Genomic DNA, 16,542 nt, shown 5'->3' on the forward strand with positions numbered 1-16,542 from the left:
CGCGAAAGCGATGTGTCAGGCAACATCAAATGTCGACTGACACGACGCTTTCGCGAGCAAGCCCGCTCCCACATTATGACCCCCGTGGTCTTCAAGGTTTGGGCGCGAGCCTGGAATCCGCCTCAAACCACTTCTTCTCCAACGCCTCCAGCCGGCCATCGGCCTTGATCCGCTGCAGTGCGTTTTCCAGGCTGGCATGAAAGGCCGGGTTTCCCTTCTGAAACGGAATCGCCAGGCTCACGGCCGGGGCGACTTTGGGCTTTTCTTCTGCCAGCGACTGCACCAACAGGATCGAGTGGGGTGGCCCGTCCTTCTGCGCGAGCAATTGACCGCTGGTATGAATATAAGGCTCGCTGAAGTCGAAACGATCCGCGAGCGCCGGGGTCTCTGATAGGTGATTGATGGCGATGTCGTACTTGCCGGTCTCGACACCGGTCAGCAGGTCGTTGGCATCGGTGACGACGAAGTCTGCGCGTACATCCAGCTCGCTGGCCAGCAACTGACCCAAGTCGACCTCGAAGCCTTCAAGCCTGTCGTCTTTCTTGAAGTTGAAGGGCGGTGTATTGGCCTCCAGGGCGATACGCAATTCGCCGCGGTCGTTCACGTCGTCAATCAGTTCGGCATGAGCCAAAGGGCTCAAAAGGGGTAGCAGGCAGATCAGGCCAGGCAGAAAACGCATGGTCACTCCTTTGAAATCATTATGGCGACGCTCTGGTTCAGGCTCGCTTTGCTATGGTTGTCGAGTGCCTTTCGACAACGTTTGACCATGAAGTTGTGATAGTCACGCGAATTTTACGGAAAAACTGGAGAAGAGAATGAAAACCTTTATGTCACGTGCGGCTTTGGCTGGCCTGTTGATGGGCGTTTCGGTCCTGGCCAGTGCGGCTACGCCGGCGCCGAAAGGGGCCGAAGTATCCATCGTTTCCCCCAAGGACGGTGGCACCGTTCCACAAACCTTCGTGGTCAAATTCGCGGTCGAGAACATTGCACTGGCGCCTGCGGGCGACGTGACCAAGAACACCGGCCACCACCATTTGCTGATCGACGTGGACAAACTGCCCGAAGCCGGCAAACCGATCCCCAACGATGCCAACCACCTGCATTTCGGCAAGGCCCAGACCCAGGCCGAAGTGACGCTGCCACCGGGCGAGCACACCTTGCAACTGGAGCTGGGCGACAGCGGCCACATGCCGTTCGATCCGCCGATTGTTTCCGAGAAGATCACCGTGCACGTCAAATAATTCCGATCCCTTTTGTCATTGGGAAGCATCTTTCTCCGAGGCAATACTGGTCGGTTGCTGTGAGTAATAATTGACCCACCAAGAAGCCCGGCTGATCAGGCCGGGCTTTGCGTAGTCGAGCGGGGAAGCGAATACTTCAAGCGACGTTGTTGCGTTGCGGGCGATCAGCGCCACCATCAGTCGCACGGCTTCGATCACTCGAGTCAAATTCCCTTCAATGAAGCCTAATAACCTGACTTTTTTCTCTCTATCCGTGAAGAATAGTTGTGCATATTGCGGCTGATTTAAGTTGGATAATAGATCAGAAATTTTTTCTTGGTGCATCCAGAATTCTGTCTGAAATTGGATAATAAAATGTAAGAAATTTCACCATCGATAGTGGATGGTGGTAATTTTACCAATTTTCTATGCGCGGCATATTTAGTAAATACTTTGCTGTTGAAATTACGCTGTTGTTTCGCCATAACTTATGGCGCTTCTATCAAGTGGAATTAAAATTATTGCAAGGGATGCTGCATGCAAAAGTCTATAGCTTCTCCACCGCCTTTGAAAACGTCGAACACTCTGATCAATTTGCAAACGCAATATCCGGGATCGCTATGAAAATTTGAAGGTGCTTTAAATTGGGATGGAGCCTTTCCAACGGTTACTGTGGCTTACCCTATTGAAACTATCGATAATGAGCGCAACGCTTACTCAAAATTGGTAGCTATAGCGCGCTCGGTGCAAGATCAGATAGGGACTATATTTTCGAATGCCACGGCGGATGTGCGAAATGTAATAGAGAGGCGCATAAGTTTGTCTGGTGATATCAACTCCGGTAGTGACTTAGAAAATCTCTTAAGAAGAAAGCTGGTTATTGTCGCGCTTCTGCAACAAATTAAAATGAATAGCAGTTGGTATGAGTCGGATAAGTTTTTCGGCATAGATGCGTTGTCCTTGGATAGTTTGGAAGGTGCTGAGCTTTTCGCGAGTTATATAGATACGGCAGATAATGGGGAAGAACGACTAGCCTATTATGAGGGTTTTCTGCGATCCCTGACAGCCGCCTACGTCAAACGAATCCTTATCGAGGCAGTTTCCATTTTAGAGGAAGCTGTACCAACTTTAGATGCCGCGATCCATTCTGCCTTGGTTAGAGGCGAAACTGCCTACAGTTTCAACTTAACCCTCAATCAATCCGCACAGCTGGTAACGGTGGCGGGTTCCGCTACTTTGCAGAACGCTGACGGTTGGACATTTGATGGCTCTCAAGCTATCTGGTAGCGCGCTCTTGCCAGGTATATCGACGAACCTGAATGAAATCGCCGCTGTTGAAGGAACCATCGATCTTCCCTATCGCGTTTATGGTGACCGTGGCCAGTACACACTCGTTGCAACACCGGAGGGAGGGAGCATTTCGCCAGCGGTACCAGTTCGAGCGCTGGAGTTCGACCAGAAGACGAACAGCTACCATTTCACCTCTTCCGACACACCGCCCATCACTCTCAGTTTTCCGGTTATCCACTGGGGTAACAGTTCGACAATATCACCCGCTATACCAGTGGAAGTACCCCGTTACACGGGTGTTGAGCTATTACCTCTGCTCGTGAAGCCCGAAATATTATCTGCGTTCGAGTTGCCAGACTTCAGGGATTGTATTTACTGCTTTCCCATTGATAGCGGCTTGCCACCGATATACGTTGTGTTCAATAGTCCTTATGAAGGTGCTAGCACAAGAGGGAAGTTTAGCGGTCGATTTTACAATCCTGCCAAAGCGGGAGGCCCGATCCTTGATCTCGATTGGACGAGCGCTACGGTGACACAAGCGGGTATCGACCTGGTGAAATTGCATACGGGCCGATTCGATCCCTCAGATGCCAATGCCATCATGATTGAGCGTCTGGAAAAAATTGTCCGAGATAAATTAGTAGCCACGGCTATCGACAAACGTTTCTATACTCATGAACTGAGAGAACTTGAGCGATTCAGAGCGTTAGGTGTCGCAGATGGCGTAAATCCGGATGATAATGGTGCCACTTGGAATAATACTCACGCGGCGACGTTGGAAGACTACAAGCTCGAGGATTCTGCTGTATTGCTCTACACGCCTAATGCTTTAGAAGCGGATGAAAAGCAGCGGGAAAAAATGTACAAGGAACTGGGCGGGGTAAAATAATGAGTGTTATAAAGGAAATTGTGCTCAACGAAAAACCTGAAGAGGTAATTCTTTTTTTTACGAAGCCTGAGTTAGGAATATCGCTTCCCCAACTGGACAGATTTTACAATAGGGCTGGTTGGGCGCACGTGGGAAACAATATGGGACTGTTGGATCTTGTCAGAAAAATGCATGATTCCGGCTTTGTAGAGCTTAGTGGAGTCGGAGTCAGGAGAGGGCCTAACTGGAGAGAACCCATATTCTTGTTAGAGGGAAGATATACTTTTGATTGATATTGCTAAACTTCTGTTATCTTCAGGATACGATAAGCACTATTTATTTTGTGGAAGGTGTTGTGTTTCTGGTACTGGTTTCAAAATTCTGCCTTGGCTATAGATAGGCTTACGATTGATTCAGGGTTAGACAACCAACAAAAAAAGGGAGCCCCTCGGCATACGCCTCGGGGCTCCCTTATTTACAGCGATAGGCACCAATAATGACGCGGGTAGTCTGGGTGCCCAAGGTGTCCGCTCGATTTTCGCGAGCAGAGCTCGCTCCTACAGTTCTATCAGAACAACACGCGGCTACGGATAGTGCCGTTGACGTGTTGCAGCTTCTCTTGCGCCAGTTCCGAGTATTCGGCGTCGACGTCGATGACCACGTAGCCGACTTTCTCGTTGGTTTGCAGGAACTGACCGGAGATGTTGATGCCGTTTTCGGCGAAGACCTTGTTGATCTCGCTCATCACACCCGGGATGTTCTCGTGGATGTGCAGCAGGCGGTGCTTGCCAGGGTGAGCCGGCAGGGCCACTTCCGGGAAGTTCACCGACGATACCGAAGTACCGTTGTCGCTGTACTTGACCAGTTTTTCCGCCACTTCCAGACCGATGTTGGCCTGCGCTTCGGCGGTAGAGCCACCGATGTGCGGGGTCAGGATCACGTTGTCCAGGCCACGCAGCGGGCTTTCGAACTCTTCGTCGTTGGAGCGTGGCTCCACCGGGAATACGTCGATGGCGGCGCCGATCAGGTGCTTGTCCTTGATGGCGGCGGCCAGGTGGTCCAGCTCGACCACGGTGCCGCGCGCGGCGTTGATCAGGATGCCGCCCTTCTTGATGGCGCGGATTTCCTTCTCGCCGATCATCCATTGGGTCGCAGCGGTTTCCGGAACGTGCAGGGTCACGATGTCGGACATGCCCAGCAGTTCGTGCAGGTTGCCGACCTGGGTGGCGTTGCCCAGTGGCAGCTTGGTCACGGTGTCGTAGAAGTACACCTGCATGCCCAGGCCTTCAGCCAGGACCGACAGTTGAGTACCGATCGAGCCATAACCGACGATGCCCAGCTTCTTGCCGCGGATCTCGAAGGAGTTGGCCGCGCTCTTGATCCAGCCGCCACGGTGGCAGGAAGCGTTCTTCTCAGGGATGCCGCGCAACAGCAGGATCGCTTCGGCCAATACCAGCTCGGCCACGGAGCGGGTGTTGGAGTACGGCGCGTTGAACACAGCGATACCGCGCTCGCGGGCCGCGTCCAGGTCGACCTGGTTGGTGCCGATGCAGAAACAGCCGACCGCCACCAGTTTCTTGGCGTGGTCGAAGATCTCTTCGGTCAGTTGAGTGCGGGAGCGAATGCCGATGAAGTGAGCATCAGCGATCTTTTCCTTGAGCTGGGCTTCCGGCAGAGAACCTGTGAGGTACTCGATGCTGGTGTAGCCCGCCGCCTTGAGGACGTCGACAGCCGATTGGTGGACGCCTTCGAGAAGAAGGAACTTGATCTTGCTCTTATCGAGAGAAGTCTTGCTCATCTGCGTAAACCTGTATCCCGGAGAAAAATGGCAGGAAATGGTCAACAGACGCTGACCCGGACGGCACGACAGCCGTCTCCGCAGTACAGCCGTAGGGCACTATGCTGCGGGGTCGATATGCTAGCATAGGCGCCCCGCTAAACACTCATTCCTGCGACGTGAAGCGTTCTCAGGATGACCATGAATTGTTCGAGAGTTCTGTCGATGACCAATCCTGTTCTGATTGAAGAGCTGAAGACCCTGGTTGAGCCTGGCAAGGTACTGACCGATGCCGACTCCCTGAATGCCTACGGCAAGGATTGGACCAAACACTTCGCCCCGGCGCCGAGCGCCATCGTGTTCCCCAAGACCACCGAACAGGTCCAGGCCATCGTCCTGTGGGCCAACCGACACAAGGTCGCGCTGGTGCCGTCCGGCGGGCGGACCGGGCTGTCCGCCGCCGCCGTGGCCGCCAATGGCGAAGTGGTGGTGTCTTTCGACTATATGAACCAGATCCTCGACCTGAACCTCACCGACCGCACCGCCGTTTGTCAGCCGGGCGTGGTCACCGAGCATTTGCAGAACGTCGCCGAGGAAAAGGGGCTGTATTACCCGGTGGATTTCGCCTCGGCAGGTTCGAGCCAGGTTGGCGGCAACATCGGCACCAATGCCGGCGGAATCAAGGTGATTCGCTACGGCATGACACGTAACTGGGTGGCCGGAATGAAAGTGGTCACCGGCAAGGGCGACGTGCTGGAGCTGAACCGCGACCTGATCAAGAACGCCACCGGTTACGACATGCGTCAGCTGTTCATCGGTGCCGAGGGCACCCTGGGCTTTGTGGTCGAGGCCACCATGCGCCTGGATCGGGCCCCGAAAAACCTCACCGCCATGGTCCTCGGCACCGCCGATTTCGACTCGATCATGCCAGTGTTGCATGCGTTCCAAAGCAAGCTTGACCTCACTGCTTTCGAATTCTTCTCCGACAAGGCCCTGGCCAAAGTCATGGGGCGCGGCGACGTGCCGGCGCCTTTCGAAACCGACTGCCCGTTCTACGCGCTGCTGGAATTCGAAGCGACCACCGAAGAAGTGGCCAACCACGCCTTGGAAACCTTCGAGCATTGCGTCGAGCAGGGCTGGGTACTGGATGGCGTGATGAGCCAGAGCGAGACCCAACTGCAGAACCTGTGGAAGCTGCGTGAATACATCTCCGAGACCATTTCCCACTGGACGCCGTACAAGAACGACATCTCGGTCACCGTATCGAAAGTGCCGGCCTTCCTGAAGGAAATCGATGCGATCGTCGGTGAACATTACCCGGATTTCGAAATCGTCTGGTTTGGCCACATCGGTGACGGCAACCTGCACCTGAACATCCTCAAGCCGGACAACCTGAGCAAGGACGAGTTCTTCGCCAAGTGCGCCACGGTCAACAAGTGGGTGTTCGAAACCGTCCAGAAGTACAACGGCTCGATTTCTGCCGAGCACGGCGTGGGCATGACCAAGCGTGACTACTTGACCTACAGCCGTTCCCCGGTTGAGATCGAGTACATGAAAGCGCTCAAGGCCGTGTTCGACCCGAACGGCATCATGAACCCGGGCAAGATTTTCGCTGTTTGACTTTGAATTTAAGCGCCACGAGCCAGGAGTCGGTAATGAGCTATCAGCACCAGTATGTCGACGGTACGCGTATTCACTTCCCGCTGGGAAAAGTGGTGTGCATAGGCCGTAACTACGCCGAACACGCCAAGGAACTGGATAACCCGGTGCCTACCGAACCGCTGCTGTTCATCAAGCCAGGCAGTTGCGTGGTGCCGCTCGAAGGCGGCTTCAGCATTCCCACCGAGCGCGGTTCAGTGCATTACGAAGCGGAAATCGCGGTATTGATCGGCAAGCCCTTGTCGACCAAGCCGAGCCGCGAAGAAGTGCTCGATGCCATCTCCGGTTTCGCCCCGGCGCTGGACCTGACCCTGCGCGACAAGCAGGCCGAGCTCAAATCCAAGGGCCTGCCCTGGGAAATCGCCAAGTCCTTCGACGGCGCGGCGGTGATCGCCCCGTTCGTGTCCGGCAGCACCTTTGCTGACCTGACCGACATCGGCATTCGCCTGACCATCAACGGCGAAGTCCGTCAGGACGGCAACAGCAGCGCGATGCTCAACCCGATCGTGCCGATGATCCAGCACATGGCCGGCTGCTTCTCGCTGCAGGCCGGCGACGTGATCCTGACCGGCACGCCGGTGGGCGTCGGTCCGCTCAATGTTGGCGATGAACTGGTGATTGAACTGCCGGGCGCCAGCCGCTTCACCAGCAGCGTGCGCTAGTACAAAGGCTGCTCTACCCAGCGGGAGCGGGCTTCGTGGTGAGGGGATTTATCCCCGCCGGGCTGCGAAGCGGCCCCAAAACCATTGCACGCACAGTACCTGATGCACCGCGGTTGCAGGTTTTGGCACCACAAAGGCTCGCTCCCACAGGTTCCGTGGCTACCTGCAAAGGGTAATCCCGCCATTTCCCGTTTTTTTCACATCCGATCTGGATAATTTCACGGCTTTCGGCGTCTGAGCCGATCCCAATTATGCTATTACCCATAGCCTGAATTTTCTGGATACATTCCCTCGATGGCCACCCAACCGTTACCTTCGTTCAACACCGCTCGCCGTTCGCGTTTCGCTTTGCGCTGGTATGTCTGGCTTTTGCTGGTGGCGGCTGTCGGCTATGGCTTGGCGTTTGCCATGCATTGGGACGATCGCGGCGTGCTTTGGGTGCATGAACGCTTCGAAAGTACCGCCGAGCGCCAGGCCAGTATCTGGCTGCCGGACTATCACGCGGTGATCGACGCCAAGCTGCTGCCCGGCATGGAAAAGGACGAGGCTTCGGACGTTGCCTACGATCCCCGGACCAAGACCCTGTTCTCGGTCATGGGCAAGAATCCGTTCCTGGTCGAACTGTCGTTGCAAGGCGATGTGTTGCGCAAGATGCCGTTGGTGGGTTGGAGTAACCCCGAAGGTGTCACGGTGCTGGGCAATGGTCTGCTGGCCATCGTCGATGAGCGTGATCATCTGGTGTCCATCGTCAAGGTCGATGCCGATACCCGCGAGCTGAACATCGCCAATTTCCCGAAATACGACCTGGGCCCTTCGAAAGATCAGAACAAGGCGTTCGAGGCTGTCACCTGGGATGCGCGCAAGCAGCAGTTGTTGCTCGGCGAAGAGCGTCCACCGGCGCTGTTCACCTGGAAGGGCGATGGCCAGAAGCTGATCGGCGACAAGCAGAAGCTGGCCAGTGGGGCACTGGATATGCGCAATCTGTCAGCCTTGGCCATCGATCCTCGTACGGGCCACACCCTGGCCCTGTCCGCCGACTCCCACCTGTTGCTGGAGCTGGACGAGAAAGGCGAACAGGTCAGTTTCATGACCCTGCTGGGTGGTTTCAACGGTTTGAAAAACACCATCCCCCGCGCCGAGGGCGTGACCATGGACGAGGCGGGTACGGTGTACATGGTGAGCGAGCCGAACTTGTTCTACCGCTTTGAGAAACAGAAATAACGCCCGCATTTCTTTCGCTGCAAATGGCCATTAAGCTTCAATTCAGACAGGCGTGATATTTCATCCGCCTGTTTTGATTCAGAGCCTGCCCAATGCGTCGATTCGCCCGCCCCAAACCCCTGATTTTCATGTTGCTGATGATGGTCCTGATCGTGTTGATCGCGATCGGTCAGTACCTGCGCCTGTTCGAGCGTGCCTGGTTCAATCTTTACACGCTGTGGCAGCCGATGAGTGCGCAATCCATCGGCCTGGATCAGTATCGGGTGGTGGTCGAGGGCCGGGTGATCGAAGGGCTGGACGACGATGTCTCTGCCCTGACCTTCGATCCGGTACGCAAAAGCCTGTTCACGGTCACCAACAAGAATGCCGAGCTGATCGAGCTTTCTCTCGAGGGCAAGATCTTGCGGCGCATTGCTCTGGTCGGTTTCGGCGATCCGGAAGCCGTTGAGTTCATCAGCGCCGACACCTACGTGATCACCGACGAGCGCCAGCAACGGCTGATCAAGATTCATCTGGAGCAGGGCACCACCTTCCTCGATGCGGCGGACGCCGAGCAGATGACCTTGGGCGTGCACATGAGCGGCAACAAGGGATTTGAGGGGTTGGCCTACGACTCGGTGGGCAAGCGTCTGTTCGTGGCCAAGGAGCGCGACCCGATGTTGATCTATGAGGTGCACGGGTTTCCGCATTTCAATCCGGAAAAATCCTACGCGGTCCACGTGATCAACAACCCCAAGCGCGATGCCGGGATGTTCGTGCGCGATCTGTCGAGCCTGCAATACGACGAGCGCAGCGGCCACTTGCTGGCACTGTCGGACGAGTCGCGGTTGATTCTGGAACTGGACGTAGACGGGCGACCGCTGAGCACCATGTCGTTGAACAAGGGGCGTCAGGGCCTGCAAAAGACCGTGCCGCAAGCGGAAGGGATCGCCATGGACGACGACGGCACGATGTACCTGGTGAGCGAGCCGAATCTGTTTTACGTCTTCAAGAAACCCACACAGCCCTGACCAGCACCGCAAGACAAATGTGGGAGCGGGCTTGCTCGCGAATGCGGTGTATCAGTCGACATGAGTGCCGCCTGACATACCGCATTCGCGAGCAAGCCCGCTCCCACAGGGTTTTGTGTCTGGGTTATTGGGCGCGCAGGGTCTTCACGCCTTCGCTGGTCCCCAGCAACAGCAAGTCCGCCGGGCGCGTCGCGAACAGGCCATTGGTCACCACGCCGACGATCGCATTGATCTGCGTTTCCAGCTCCACCGGGTTGGTGATCTCAAGGTTGAACACGTCGAGGATGATGTTGCCGTTGTCAGTCAGTACGCCTTCGCGGTAAACCGGGTCGCCGCCCAGTTTCACCAGTTGCCGGGCCACGTGGCTGCGGGCCATGGGGATCACTTCCACGGGCAGCGGGAACGCGCCGAGCACCGGCACCAGTTTGCTGGCATCGGCGATGCAGATGAAGGTCTTGGCCACGGCCGCGACGATCTTCTCGCGGGTCAGGGCTGCGCCACCACCCTTGATCAGGTTCAGGTGTTCGTCGCTTTCATCGGCGCCGTCGACGTAGAACTCCAGATCGCTGACGGTGTTCAGTTCATAGACCGGAATGCCGTGACCTTTGAGGCGGGCGGCAGTGGCTTCGGAACTGGCAACTGCGCCATCGAACGCACCTTTGTGCTGGGCCAGGGCATCGATGAAACAGTTGGCGGTGGAGCCGGTGCCGACCCCGACGATGCTCTTGTCGTCGAGTTTGGGGAGGATGAAGTCGACGGCGGCCTGAGCCACTGCCTGTTTGAGTTGATCCTGGGTCATGCGGGCTCCGAGGTGCCGAAGAGAGGGAACGAAAGGCCGGCATTATAGGCTTTGGGGGCGGGCAAGGTCATTGCCCGATTGGCGGCTGGGGCGCTTTTGCCCTTGTGGCGAGGGAGCTTGCTCCCGCTGGAGTGCGAAGCGCTCCCCGGCATTGCCTCAGGCATACCCCACAAACAGGTTTGACGACTGCTTCGCAGCCGAACGGGAGCAAGCTCCCTCGCCACAATGGTTCGGTTTAGTGTGGTCCCATGCCCGAAAGCCGGGTTAGACTCCCAGGTCCTGCCCAACCCGCTCAGTGATGCTTTCCGATGCTTGAACAGTACGTCAAAAAGATCCTCACCTCGCGCGTTTATGACGTTGCCGTAGAAACCCCATTGCAGACTGCTCGTCAGCTCTCCGAGCGGCTGGGCAACGAGATCTGGCTCAAGCGCGAAGACTTGCAGCCGGTGTTCTCGTTCAAGATTCGCGGCGCCTACAACAAACTCACGCAACTGAGCGACGAAGAACGCGCCCGTGGCGTGGTCACCGCGTCGGCGGGCAACCACGCCCAGGGCCTGGCTCTGGCGGCCAAGGTGCTGGGCGTCAAAGCCACCATCGTCATGCCCAAGACCACCCCCGAGATCAAGGTCGAAGGCGTGCGCTCACGCGGTGGCAAAGTGGTGCTGCACGGCGATTCGTTCCCCGAAGCCCTGGCCTACTCGCTGAAACTGGTCGACGAAAAAGGCTACGTCTACATTCACCCCTACGACGATCCCCACACCATTGCCGGGCAGGGCACGGTGGCCATGGAGATTCTGCGTCAGCACCCGGGGCGTCTGGACGCAATTTTCGTCCCGGTGGGCGGCGGCGGCCTGATCGCCGGCATCGCCGCGTACGTCAAATACCTGCGGCCGGAGATCAAGGTCATCGGCGTCGAGCCGGACGACTCCAATTGCCTGCAAGCCGCCATGGCAGCCGGCGAGCGCGTGGTGCTGCCGACCGTGGGCATCTTCGCCGATGGCGTGGCGGTGGCACAGATCGGTCAGCACACCTTCGATATCTGCAAAGACCACGTCGATGAAGTCGTCACCGTCAGCACCGATGAAATCTGTGCGGCCATCAAGGATATCTACGACGATACCCGCTCGATCACTGAACCTGCCGGCGCCCTGGGCGTGGCCGGGATCAAGAAGTACGTCGAACAGCACGGCATCACCGGGCATACCTTCGTGGCGATCGATTCCGGCGCCAACGTCAACTTCGATCGCCTGCGCCACGTCGCCGAGCGCGCCGAGCTGGGCGAAGGCCGCGAGGCCATCATCGCCGTGACCATTCCCGAGAAACCAGGCAGCTTCAAGGCGTTCTGCGAAGCCATCGGCAAGCGCCAGATCACCGAATTCAACTACCGCTACAACACCGGCAGCGAAGCGCACATCTTCGTCGGCGTGCAGACGCACCCGGACACCGACCCGCGCAGCGCCTTGATCGCCAGCCTTGGCGAGCAGGGGTTCCCGGTGATCGACCTGACCGACAACGAACTGGCCAAGCTGCACATCCGCCACATGGTCGGCGGCCGCGCGGCGCACGTCGTGGACGAGGTGATCCTGCGCTTCGAGTTCCCGGAGCGCCCGGGTGCGCTGTTCAACTTCCTCAACAAGCTCGGCGGGCGCTGGAATATCTCGATGTTCCATTACCGCAACCATGGTGCGGCGGACGGCCGTGTGGTGGCGGGCCTGCAAGTGCCTCACGACGAACGCCATCTGGTGCCGGCGGCGCTGGAAGAAATCGGCTACCCGTACTGGGATGAAAGCGACAACCCGGCCTATCAGCTGTTTCTTGGCTGAGCGGCTACGCTGATGGGCAAGGCATAAGGAAATCGAACCATGGAAACGTTTACGGCCCTGAAAGCGGCGCACATGGTGGCGACCGTGGTTGTGCTGGTTTGTGCGCTGGGCCTGGGCATCTGGGTCTGGCGCGCACGGCGTAACGGTGACGCGACGGCAGGCAGCCGTACCCTGCAACGGCCCCGTGTGTTCATCTGGCTGTTGATGGGAGTGGCGCTGCTGAGCATGCCGTTTACCGGTTGGCAGATGGTGCACCTTGTGGGCTGGCCGCTGGGCCAGACCTGGCTGCTGGCCTCGAGCGTGTTGTACACCGTGGCGGCGCTGGCGTGGTTCTGGTTGCTGGTGCGCTTGAACAAACTGCGCAAGGCACCGGGTGGGGTGGGCAAGTTCAGCTTTGCGTTGGCGTTGTTCAGCTTTGTCTGCTTTATCGCCATTGCCGGGTTGATGGGCGCCAAGCCGGTTTAAGGCTTGGGGCCGCGTCGACCCCTTCGCGAGCAAGCCCGCTCCCACATCAGATCTGCGCTGGACACAAAATCTGTGTCCACTGAAGATCTAAAATGTGGGAGCGGGCTTGCTCGCGAAAGCGATATCAATCGCGCAACGAAATCACCGGCCAACCACGCTTCTCAGCCTCAGCCCGCAAATTCGGATCCGGATCGACCGCGATCGGATTGGTCACCTGCTCCAGCAGCGGCAGGTCATTCATCGAGTCGCTATAGAAGTAGCTGTCTTCCAGCGAAAACCCGGTCTCCTCCAGCCAACGGTTCAACCTTGTGACCTTGCCCTCACGGAAGCACGGCACGTCGGTGCTGCGCCCGGTGTAGCGGCCATCGACCATTTCGCATTCAGTGGCGATCAGGGTTTCCACCCCCAGGCGCACGGCAATGGGGCCGGTGACGAAGCGGTTGGTGGCGGTGATGATCACCAGTTTGTCGCCGGCGTCACGGTGCTTTTTCAGCAACTCAAGCGCCTTGGGCAACACGATCGGCTCGATGCAATCGCGCATGTAGTCGCTGTGCCACTGATCCAGCGTGGCCATTTCGGTACGGCCGAGCACTTCCAGGCAGAAGTTCAGGTACGCGGCGTTGTCCAGCTTGCCCGCCAGGTAATCCTGATAGAACTCATCGTTGCGCGCCTTGTAGGCCACGGGGTCGAGGAAGCCGCGCTCACACAGGTAGTCTCCCCAGGCGTGGTCGCTGTCGCCGCCCAGAAGGGTGTTGTCCAAGTCGAATAAAGCCAGCCGCATTGCAGTTACTCGCTGAAAAGTCTGTCGAAAGGCGTCCAGAATACGGACTTTTCATAAGAGTGCACATAAGGTAGGCCGGCGCGTTGCTGCCTTCACAACCTTTGTGGAACAATGCGACGACATGCGTTTGCGAGGTTGTTGCCGTGATCGACCCCGATGGTTTTCGTCCTAATGTCGGGATCATTCTTACGAATGATGCCGGCCAGGTGCTATGGGCTCGCCGTATCAATCAAGATGCCTGGCAGTTTCCTCAGGGCGGGATCAACCCCCAGGAGACGCCGGAAGACGCCTTGTACCGCGAGTTGAACGAAGAAGTGGGCCTGGAGCGCGAAGATGTTGAAATACTCGCCTGCACCCGGGGCTGGTTGCGCTATCGTTTGCCGCAACGTCTGGTCCGTACCCACAGCCAACCGCTGTGCATCGGCCAGAAACAGAAATGGTTTCTCCTGCGCCTGATCTCCAACGAGCAGCGGGTGCGGATGGATTTGACCGGTAAACCGGAGTTCGATGGCTGGCGCTGGGTCAGCTATTGGTATCCGTTGGGCCAGGTGGTGACATTCAAGCGCGAGGTGTATCGACGCGCTCTCAAAGAGCTTGCCCCGCGCCTTTTAGCGCGCGACTGACGACGGAGTTCGACCCCGAGCCATGCTCAATACGCTGCGCAAGATCGTCCAGGAAGTTAACTCCGCCAAGGATCTCAAGGCGGCGTTGGGGATTATTGTGTTGCGCGTCAAAGAGGCCATGGGCAGCCAGGTCTGCTCGGTCTACCTGCTCGACCCCGAGACCAACCGTTTCGTGCTGATGGCCACCGAGGGCTTGAACAAGCGCTCGATCGGCAAGGTCAGCATGGCGCCCAATGAAGGTCTGGTCGGCCTGGTCGGCACGCGTGAAGAACCCCTGAACCTCGAAAACGCCGCGGATCACCCGCGCTACCGCTACTTCGCCGAGACCGGTGAAGAGCGCTACGCCTCGTTCCTCGGGGCGCCGATCATTCACCACCGTCGTGTGGTCGGCGTGCTGGTCATTCAGCAGAAAGAACGCCGCCAGTTCGATGAAGGTGAAGAAGCCTTCCTCGTGACCATGAGCGCGCAGCTTGCCGGCGTTATCGCCCACGCCGAGGCCACCGGTTCCATCCGCGGCCTGGGCCGTCAGGGCAAGGGTATCCAGGAAGCCAAGTTCGTCGGCGTACCGGGCTCGCCGGGTGCGGCGGTCGGTACCGCGGTGGTCATGCTGCCGCCGGCCGATCTGGACGTGGTGCCCGACAAGACCATCACCGACATCGACGCCGAGCTCGGCCTGTTCAAGACCGCCATCGAAGGCGTGCGCGCCGACATGCGCACCCTGTCCGCCAAACTCGCTACCCAGTTGCGCCCGGAAGAGCGCGCGCTCTTCGACGTCTACCTGATGATGCTCGACGACGCTGCGCTGGGCAGCGAAGTGACCACCGTGATCAAGACCGGGCAGTGGGCCCAGGGCGCGCTGCGCCAGGTGGTGACCGATCACGTCAACCGTTTCGAACTGATGGACGACGCCTACCTGCGCGAGCGCGCGTCGGACGTCAAGGACCTCGGTCGCCGGCTGCTCGCCTACCTGCAGGAAGAGCGTCAGCAAACCCTGGTGTACCCCGACAACACCATTCTGGTCAGCGAAGAACTGACGCCGGCGATGCTCGGCGAGGTGCCGGAAGGCAAGCTGGCCGGCCTGGTCTCGGTGCTGGGTTCGGGCAACTCCCACGTGGCGATCCTGGCGCGAGCCATGGGCATCCCGACGGTGATGGGCCTGGTCGACCTGCCGTACTCCAAGGTCGACGGCATCCAGATGATCGTCGACGGTTACCACGGCGAGGTCTACACCAACCCCAGCGACGTGCTGCGCAAGCAGTTCGCCGACGTGGTCGAGGAAGAGAAACAGCTGGCCCTGGGCCTGGACGCACTGCGCGATCTGCCGTGCATCACGGTCGACGGCCACCGCATGCCGCTGTGGGTCAACACCGGCCTGCTGGCGGATGTGGCCCGTGCGCAGAAGCGCGGCGCCGAAGGCGTTGGCCTGTACCGCACCGAAGTGCCGTTCATGATCAATCAGCGCTTCCCAAGCGAGAAGGAACAGCTGGCGATCTACCGCGAGCAACTGGCCGCGTTCCACCCGCAACCGGTGACCATGCGCAGCCTGGACATCGGCGGTGACAAGGCGCTGTCGTACTTCCCCATCAAGGAAGACAACCCGTTCCTCGGCTGGCGCGGCATTCGGGTCACCCTCGACCACCCGGAAATCTTCCTGGTGCAGACCCGTGCCATGCTCAAGGCCAGCGAGGGCCTGAACAACCTGCGCATTCTGCTGCCGATGATCTCCGGCACCCATGAACTGGAAGAAGCCCTGCACCTGATCCACCGTGCCTGGGGTGAAGTACGTGACGAAGGCACCGACGTGCCGATGCCGCCGATCGGGGTGATGATCGAGATTCCGGCGGCGGTGTACCAGACCAAGGAACTGGCGCGGCAGGTGGATTTCCTGTCGGTGGGCTCCAACGACCTGACCCAGTACCTGCTGGCCGTGGATCGCAACAACCCGCGGGTGGCCGACCTCTACGACTACCTGCACCCGGCGGTGTTGCAAGCCCTGCAAAACGTGGTGCGTGACGCCCATGCCGAGGGCAAGCCGGTGAGTATCTGCGGCGAGATGGCCGGTGATCCGGCGGCGGCGGTGCTGTTGATGGCGATGGGTTTCGACAGCCTGTCGATGAACGCCACCAACCTGCCGAAGGTGAAATGGATGCTGCGCCAGATCAACCTGAGCAAGGCCAAGGAATTGCTGGCGGAGCTGATGACCATCGACAACCCGCAGGTTATCCACAGCTCGCTGCAACTGGCGCTGAAAAACCTCGGGTTGGCGCGGATGATCAACCCGGCTTCGGTCAAGACCCTCTAAACCTGCATTGTCCTGTGGCGAGGGAGCTTGCTCCCGCTGGAG

16 protein-coding genes are annotated in these 16,542 nt (G+C 58.4%); 11 read left to right on the forward strand and 5 right to left on the reverse strand.

Annotation, left to right across the window (positions count from 1 at the left end; all coding sequences use genetic code 11):
- Window positions 1-91 precede the first annotated feature (91 nt).
- On the reverse strand, window positions 92-679 hold the full coding sequence (locus B0W55_RS24780; RefSeq protein ID WP_077048546.1) for a transporter substrate-binding domain-containing protein: 588 nt from the start codon (window positions 677-679) through the stop codon (window positions 92-94).
- 136 nt (window positions 680-815) lie between these two features.
- Between B0W55_RS24780 and B0W55_RS24785 the strand changes: the two genes are divergently transcribed.
- The gene (locus B0W55_RS24785) at window positions 816-1,241 is read left to right on the forward strand and encodes a DUF4399 domain-containing protein (protein ID WP_077048547.1); all 426 of its coding nucleotides are present in this window, start codon (window positions 816-818) and stop codon (window positions 1,239-1,241) included.
- A 15-nt stretch (window positions 1,242-1,256) separates the two neighbouring features.
- Here the strand turns inward: B0W55_RS24785 and B0W55_RS24790 are convergent, their stop codons facing one another.
- Window positions 1,257-1,565, reverse strand: a complete 309-nt coding sequence (locus B0W55_RS24790; RefSeq protein WP_077048548.1) for a hypothetical protein — start codon at window positions 1,563-1,565, stop codon at window positions 1,257-1,259.
- A 474-nt stretch (window positions 1,566-2,039) separates the two neighbouring features.
- On the opposite strand from B0W55_RS24790, the gene B0W55_RS24795 reads away from it, so the two are divergent.
- Entirely contained in the window at window positions 2,040-2,507 is a 468-nt protein-coding gene (locus B0W55_RS24795; protein WP_139340971.1) for a hypothetical protein, read from the forward strand.
- Entirely contained in the window at window positions 2,485-3,399 is a 915-nt protein-coding gene (locus B0W55_RS24800; protein WP_077048550.1) for an S-type pyocin domain-containing protein, read from the forward strand. The genes B0W55_RS24795 and B0W55_RS24800 overlap by 23 nt, the downstream gene beginning before the upstream one ends.
- A 547-nt stretch (window positions 3,400-3,946) precedes the next feature.
- Here the strand turns inward: B0W55_RS24800 and serA are convergent.
- Window positions 3,947-5,176 (reverse strand): phosphoglycerate dehydrogenase, encoded by a 1,230-nt coding sequence (gene serA, locus B0W55_RS24810; RefSeq protein ID WP_077048552.1) that lies wholly within the window; start codon window positions 5,174-5,176, stop codon window positions 3,947-3,949.
- A gap of 204 nt (window positions 5,177-5,380) precedes the next feature.
- Between serA and B0W55_RS24820 the strand changes: the two genes are divergently transcribed.
- The 4 genes from B0W55_RS24820 (at window position 5,381) to B0W55_RS24835 (ending at window position 9,707) form a co-directional block, all read left to right on the forward strand.
- Window positions 5,381-6,775, forward strand: coding sequence for an FAD-binding oxidoreductase (locus B0W55_RS24820; RefSeq protein WP_077048553.1), 1,395 nt, complete (start codon window positions 5,381-5,383; stop codon window positions 6,773-6,775).
- 35 nt (window positions 6,776-6,810) lie between these two features.
- On the forward strand, window positions 6,811-7,476 hold the full coding sequence (locus B0W55_RS24825; RefSeq protein WP_077048554.1) for a fumarylacetoacetate hydrolase family protein: 666 nt from the start codon (window positions 6,811-6,813) through the stop codon (window positions 7,474-7,476).
- Window positions 7,477-7,770: 294 nt separating this feature from the next.
- The gene (locus B0W55_RS24830) at window positions 7,771-8,697 is read left to right on the forward strand and encodes an SdiA-regulated domain-containing protein (protein WP_077048555.1); all 927 of its coding nucleotides are present in this window, start codon (window positions 7,771-7,773) and stop codon (window positions 8,695-8,697) included.
- Between the two features lie 92 nt (window positions 8,698-8,789).
- A complete protein-coding gene (locus B0W55_RS24835; protein ID WP_077048556.1) occupies window positions 8,790-9,707 on the forward strand; it encodes an SdiA-regulated domain-containing protein in 918 nt (305 codons plus the stop codon).
- 124 nt (window positions 9,708-9,831) lie between these two features.
- Here B0W55_RS24835 and rpiA read toward each other — a convergent pair whose 3' ends face one another.
- A complete protein-coding gene (rpiA, locus tag B0W55_RS24840; RefSeq protein WP_077048557.1) occupies window positions 9,832-10,506 on the reverse strand; it encodes a ribose-5-phosphate isomerase RpiA in 675 nt (224 codons plus the stop codon).
- 308 nt (window positions 10,507-10,814) lie between these two features.
- On the opposite strand from rpiA, the gene ilvA reads away from it, so the two are divergent.
- Both ilvA and B0W55_RS24850 read left to right on the forward strand, forming a co-directional pair.
- Window positions 10,815-12,329 (forward strand): threonine ammonia-lyase, biosynthetic, encoded by a 1,515-nt coding sequence (gene ilvA, locus B0W55_RS24845; protein WP_077048558.1) that lies wholly within the window; start codon window positions 10,815-10,817, stop codon window positions 12,327-12,329.
- Between the two features lie 39 nt (window positions 12,330-12,368).
- Window positions 12,369-12,794: a DUF2269 domain-containing protein gene (locus tag B0W55_RS24850; RefSeq protein WP_077048559.1), complete on the forward strand. Its 426-nt coding sequence runs from the start codon at window positions 12,369-12,371 to the stop codon at window positions 12,792-12,794.
- Window positions 12,795-12,918: 124 nt separating this feature from the next.
- On the opposite strand, the gene B0W55_RS24855 is transcribed toward B0W55_RS24850, so the two are convergent.
- Window positions 12,919-13,575 carry an HAD family phosphatase gene (locus B0W55_RS24855; protein WP_077048560.1) on the reverse strand — a complete coding sequence of 219 codons (657 nt, stop codon included), beginning with the start codon at window positions 13,573-13,575 and terminating at the stop codon, window positions 12,919-12,921.
- Window positions 13,576-13,718: 143 nt separating this feature from the next.
- Between B0W55_RS24855 and B0W55_RS24860 the strand changes: the two genes are divergently transcribed.
- Both B0W55_RS24860 and ptsP read left to right on the forward strand, forming a co-directional pair.
- Entirely contained in the window at window positions 13,719-14,198 is a 480-nt protein-coding gene (locus B0W55_RS24860) for an RNA pyrophosphohydrolase (protein WP_007897732.1), read from the forward strand.
- A 22-nt stretch (window positions 14,199-14,220) separates the two neighbouring features.
- Window positions 14,221-16,500, forward strand: coding sequence for a phosphoenolpyruvate--protein phosphotransferase (gene ptsP / locus B0W55_RS24865; RefSeq protein WP_077048561.1), 2,280 nt, complete (start codon window positions 14,221-14,223; stop codon window positions 16,498-16,500).
- Window positions 16,501-16,542: the final 42 nt, after the last annotated feature.

This window comes from Pseudomonas sp. KK4 (assembly GCF_001984065.1).
Classification (GTDB): Bacteria; Pseudomonadota; Gammaproteobacteria; order Pseudomonadales; family Pseudomonadaceae; genus Aquipseudomonas.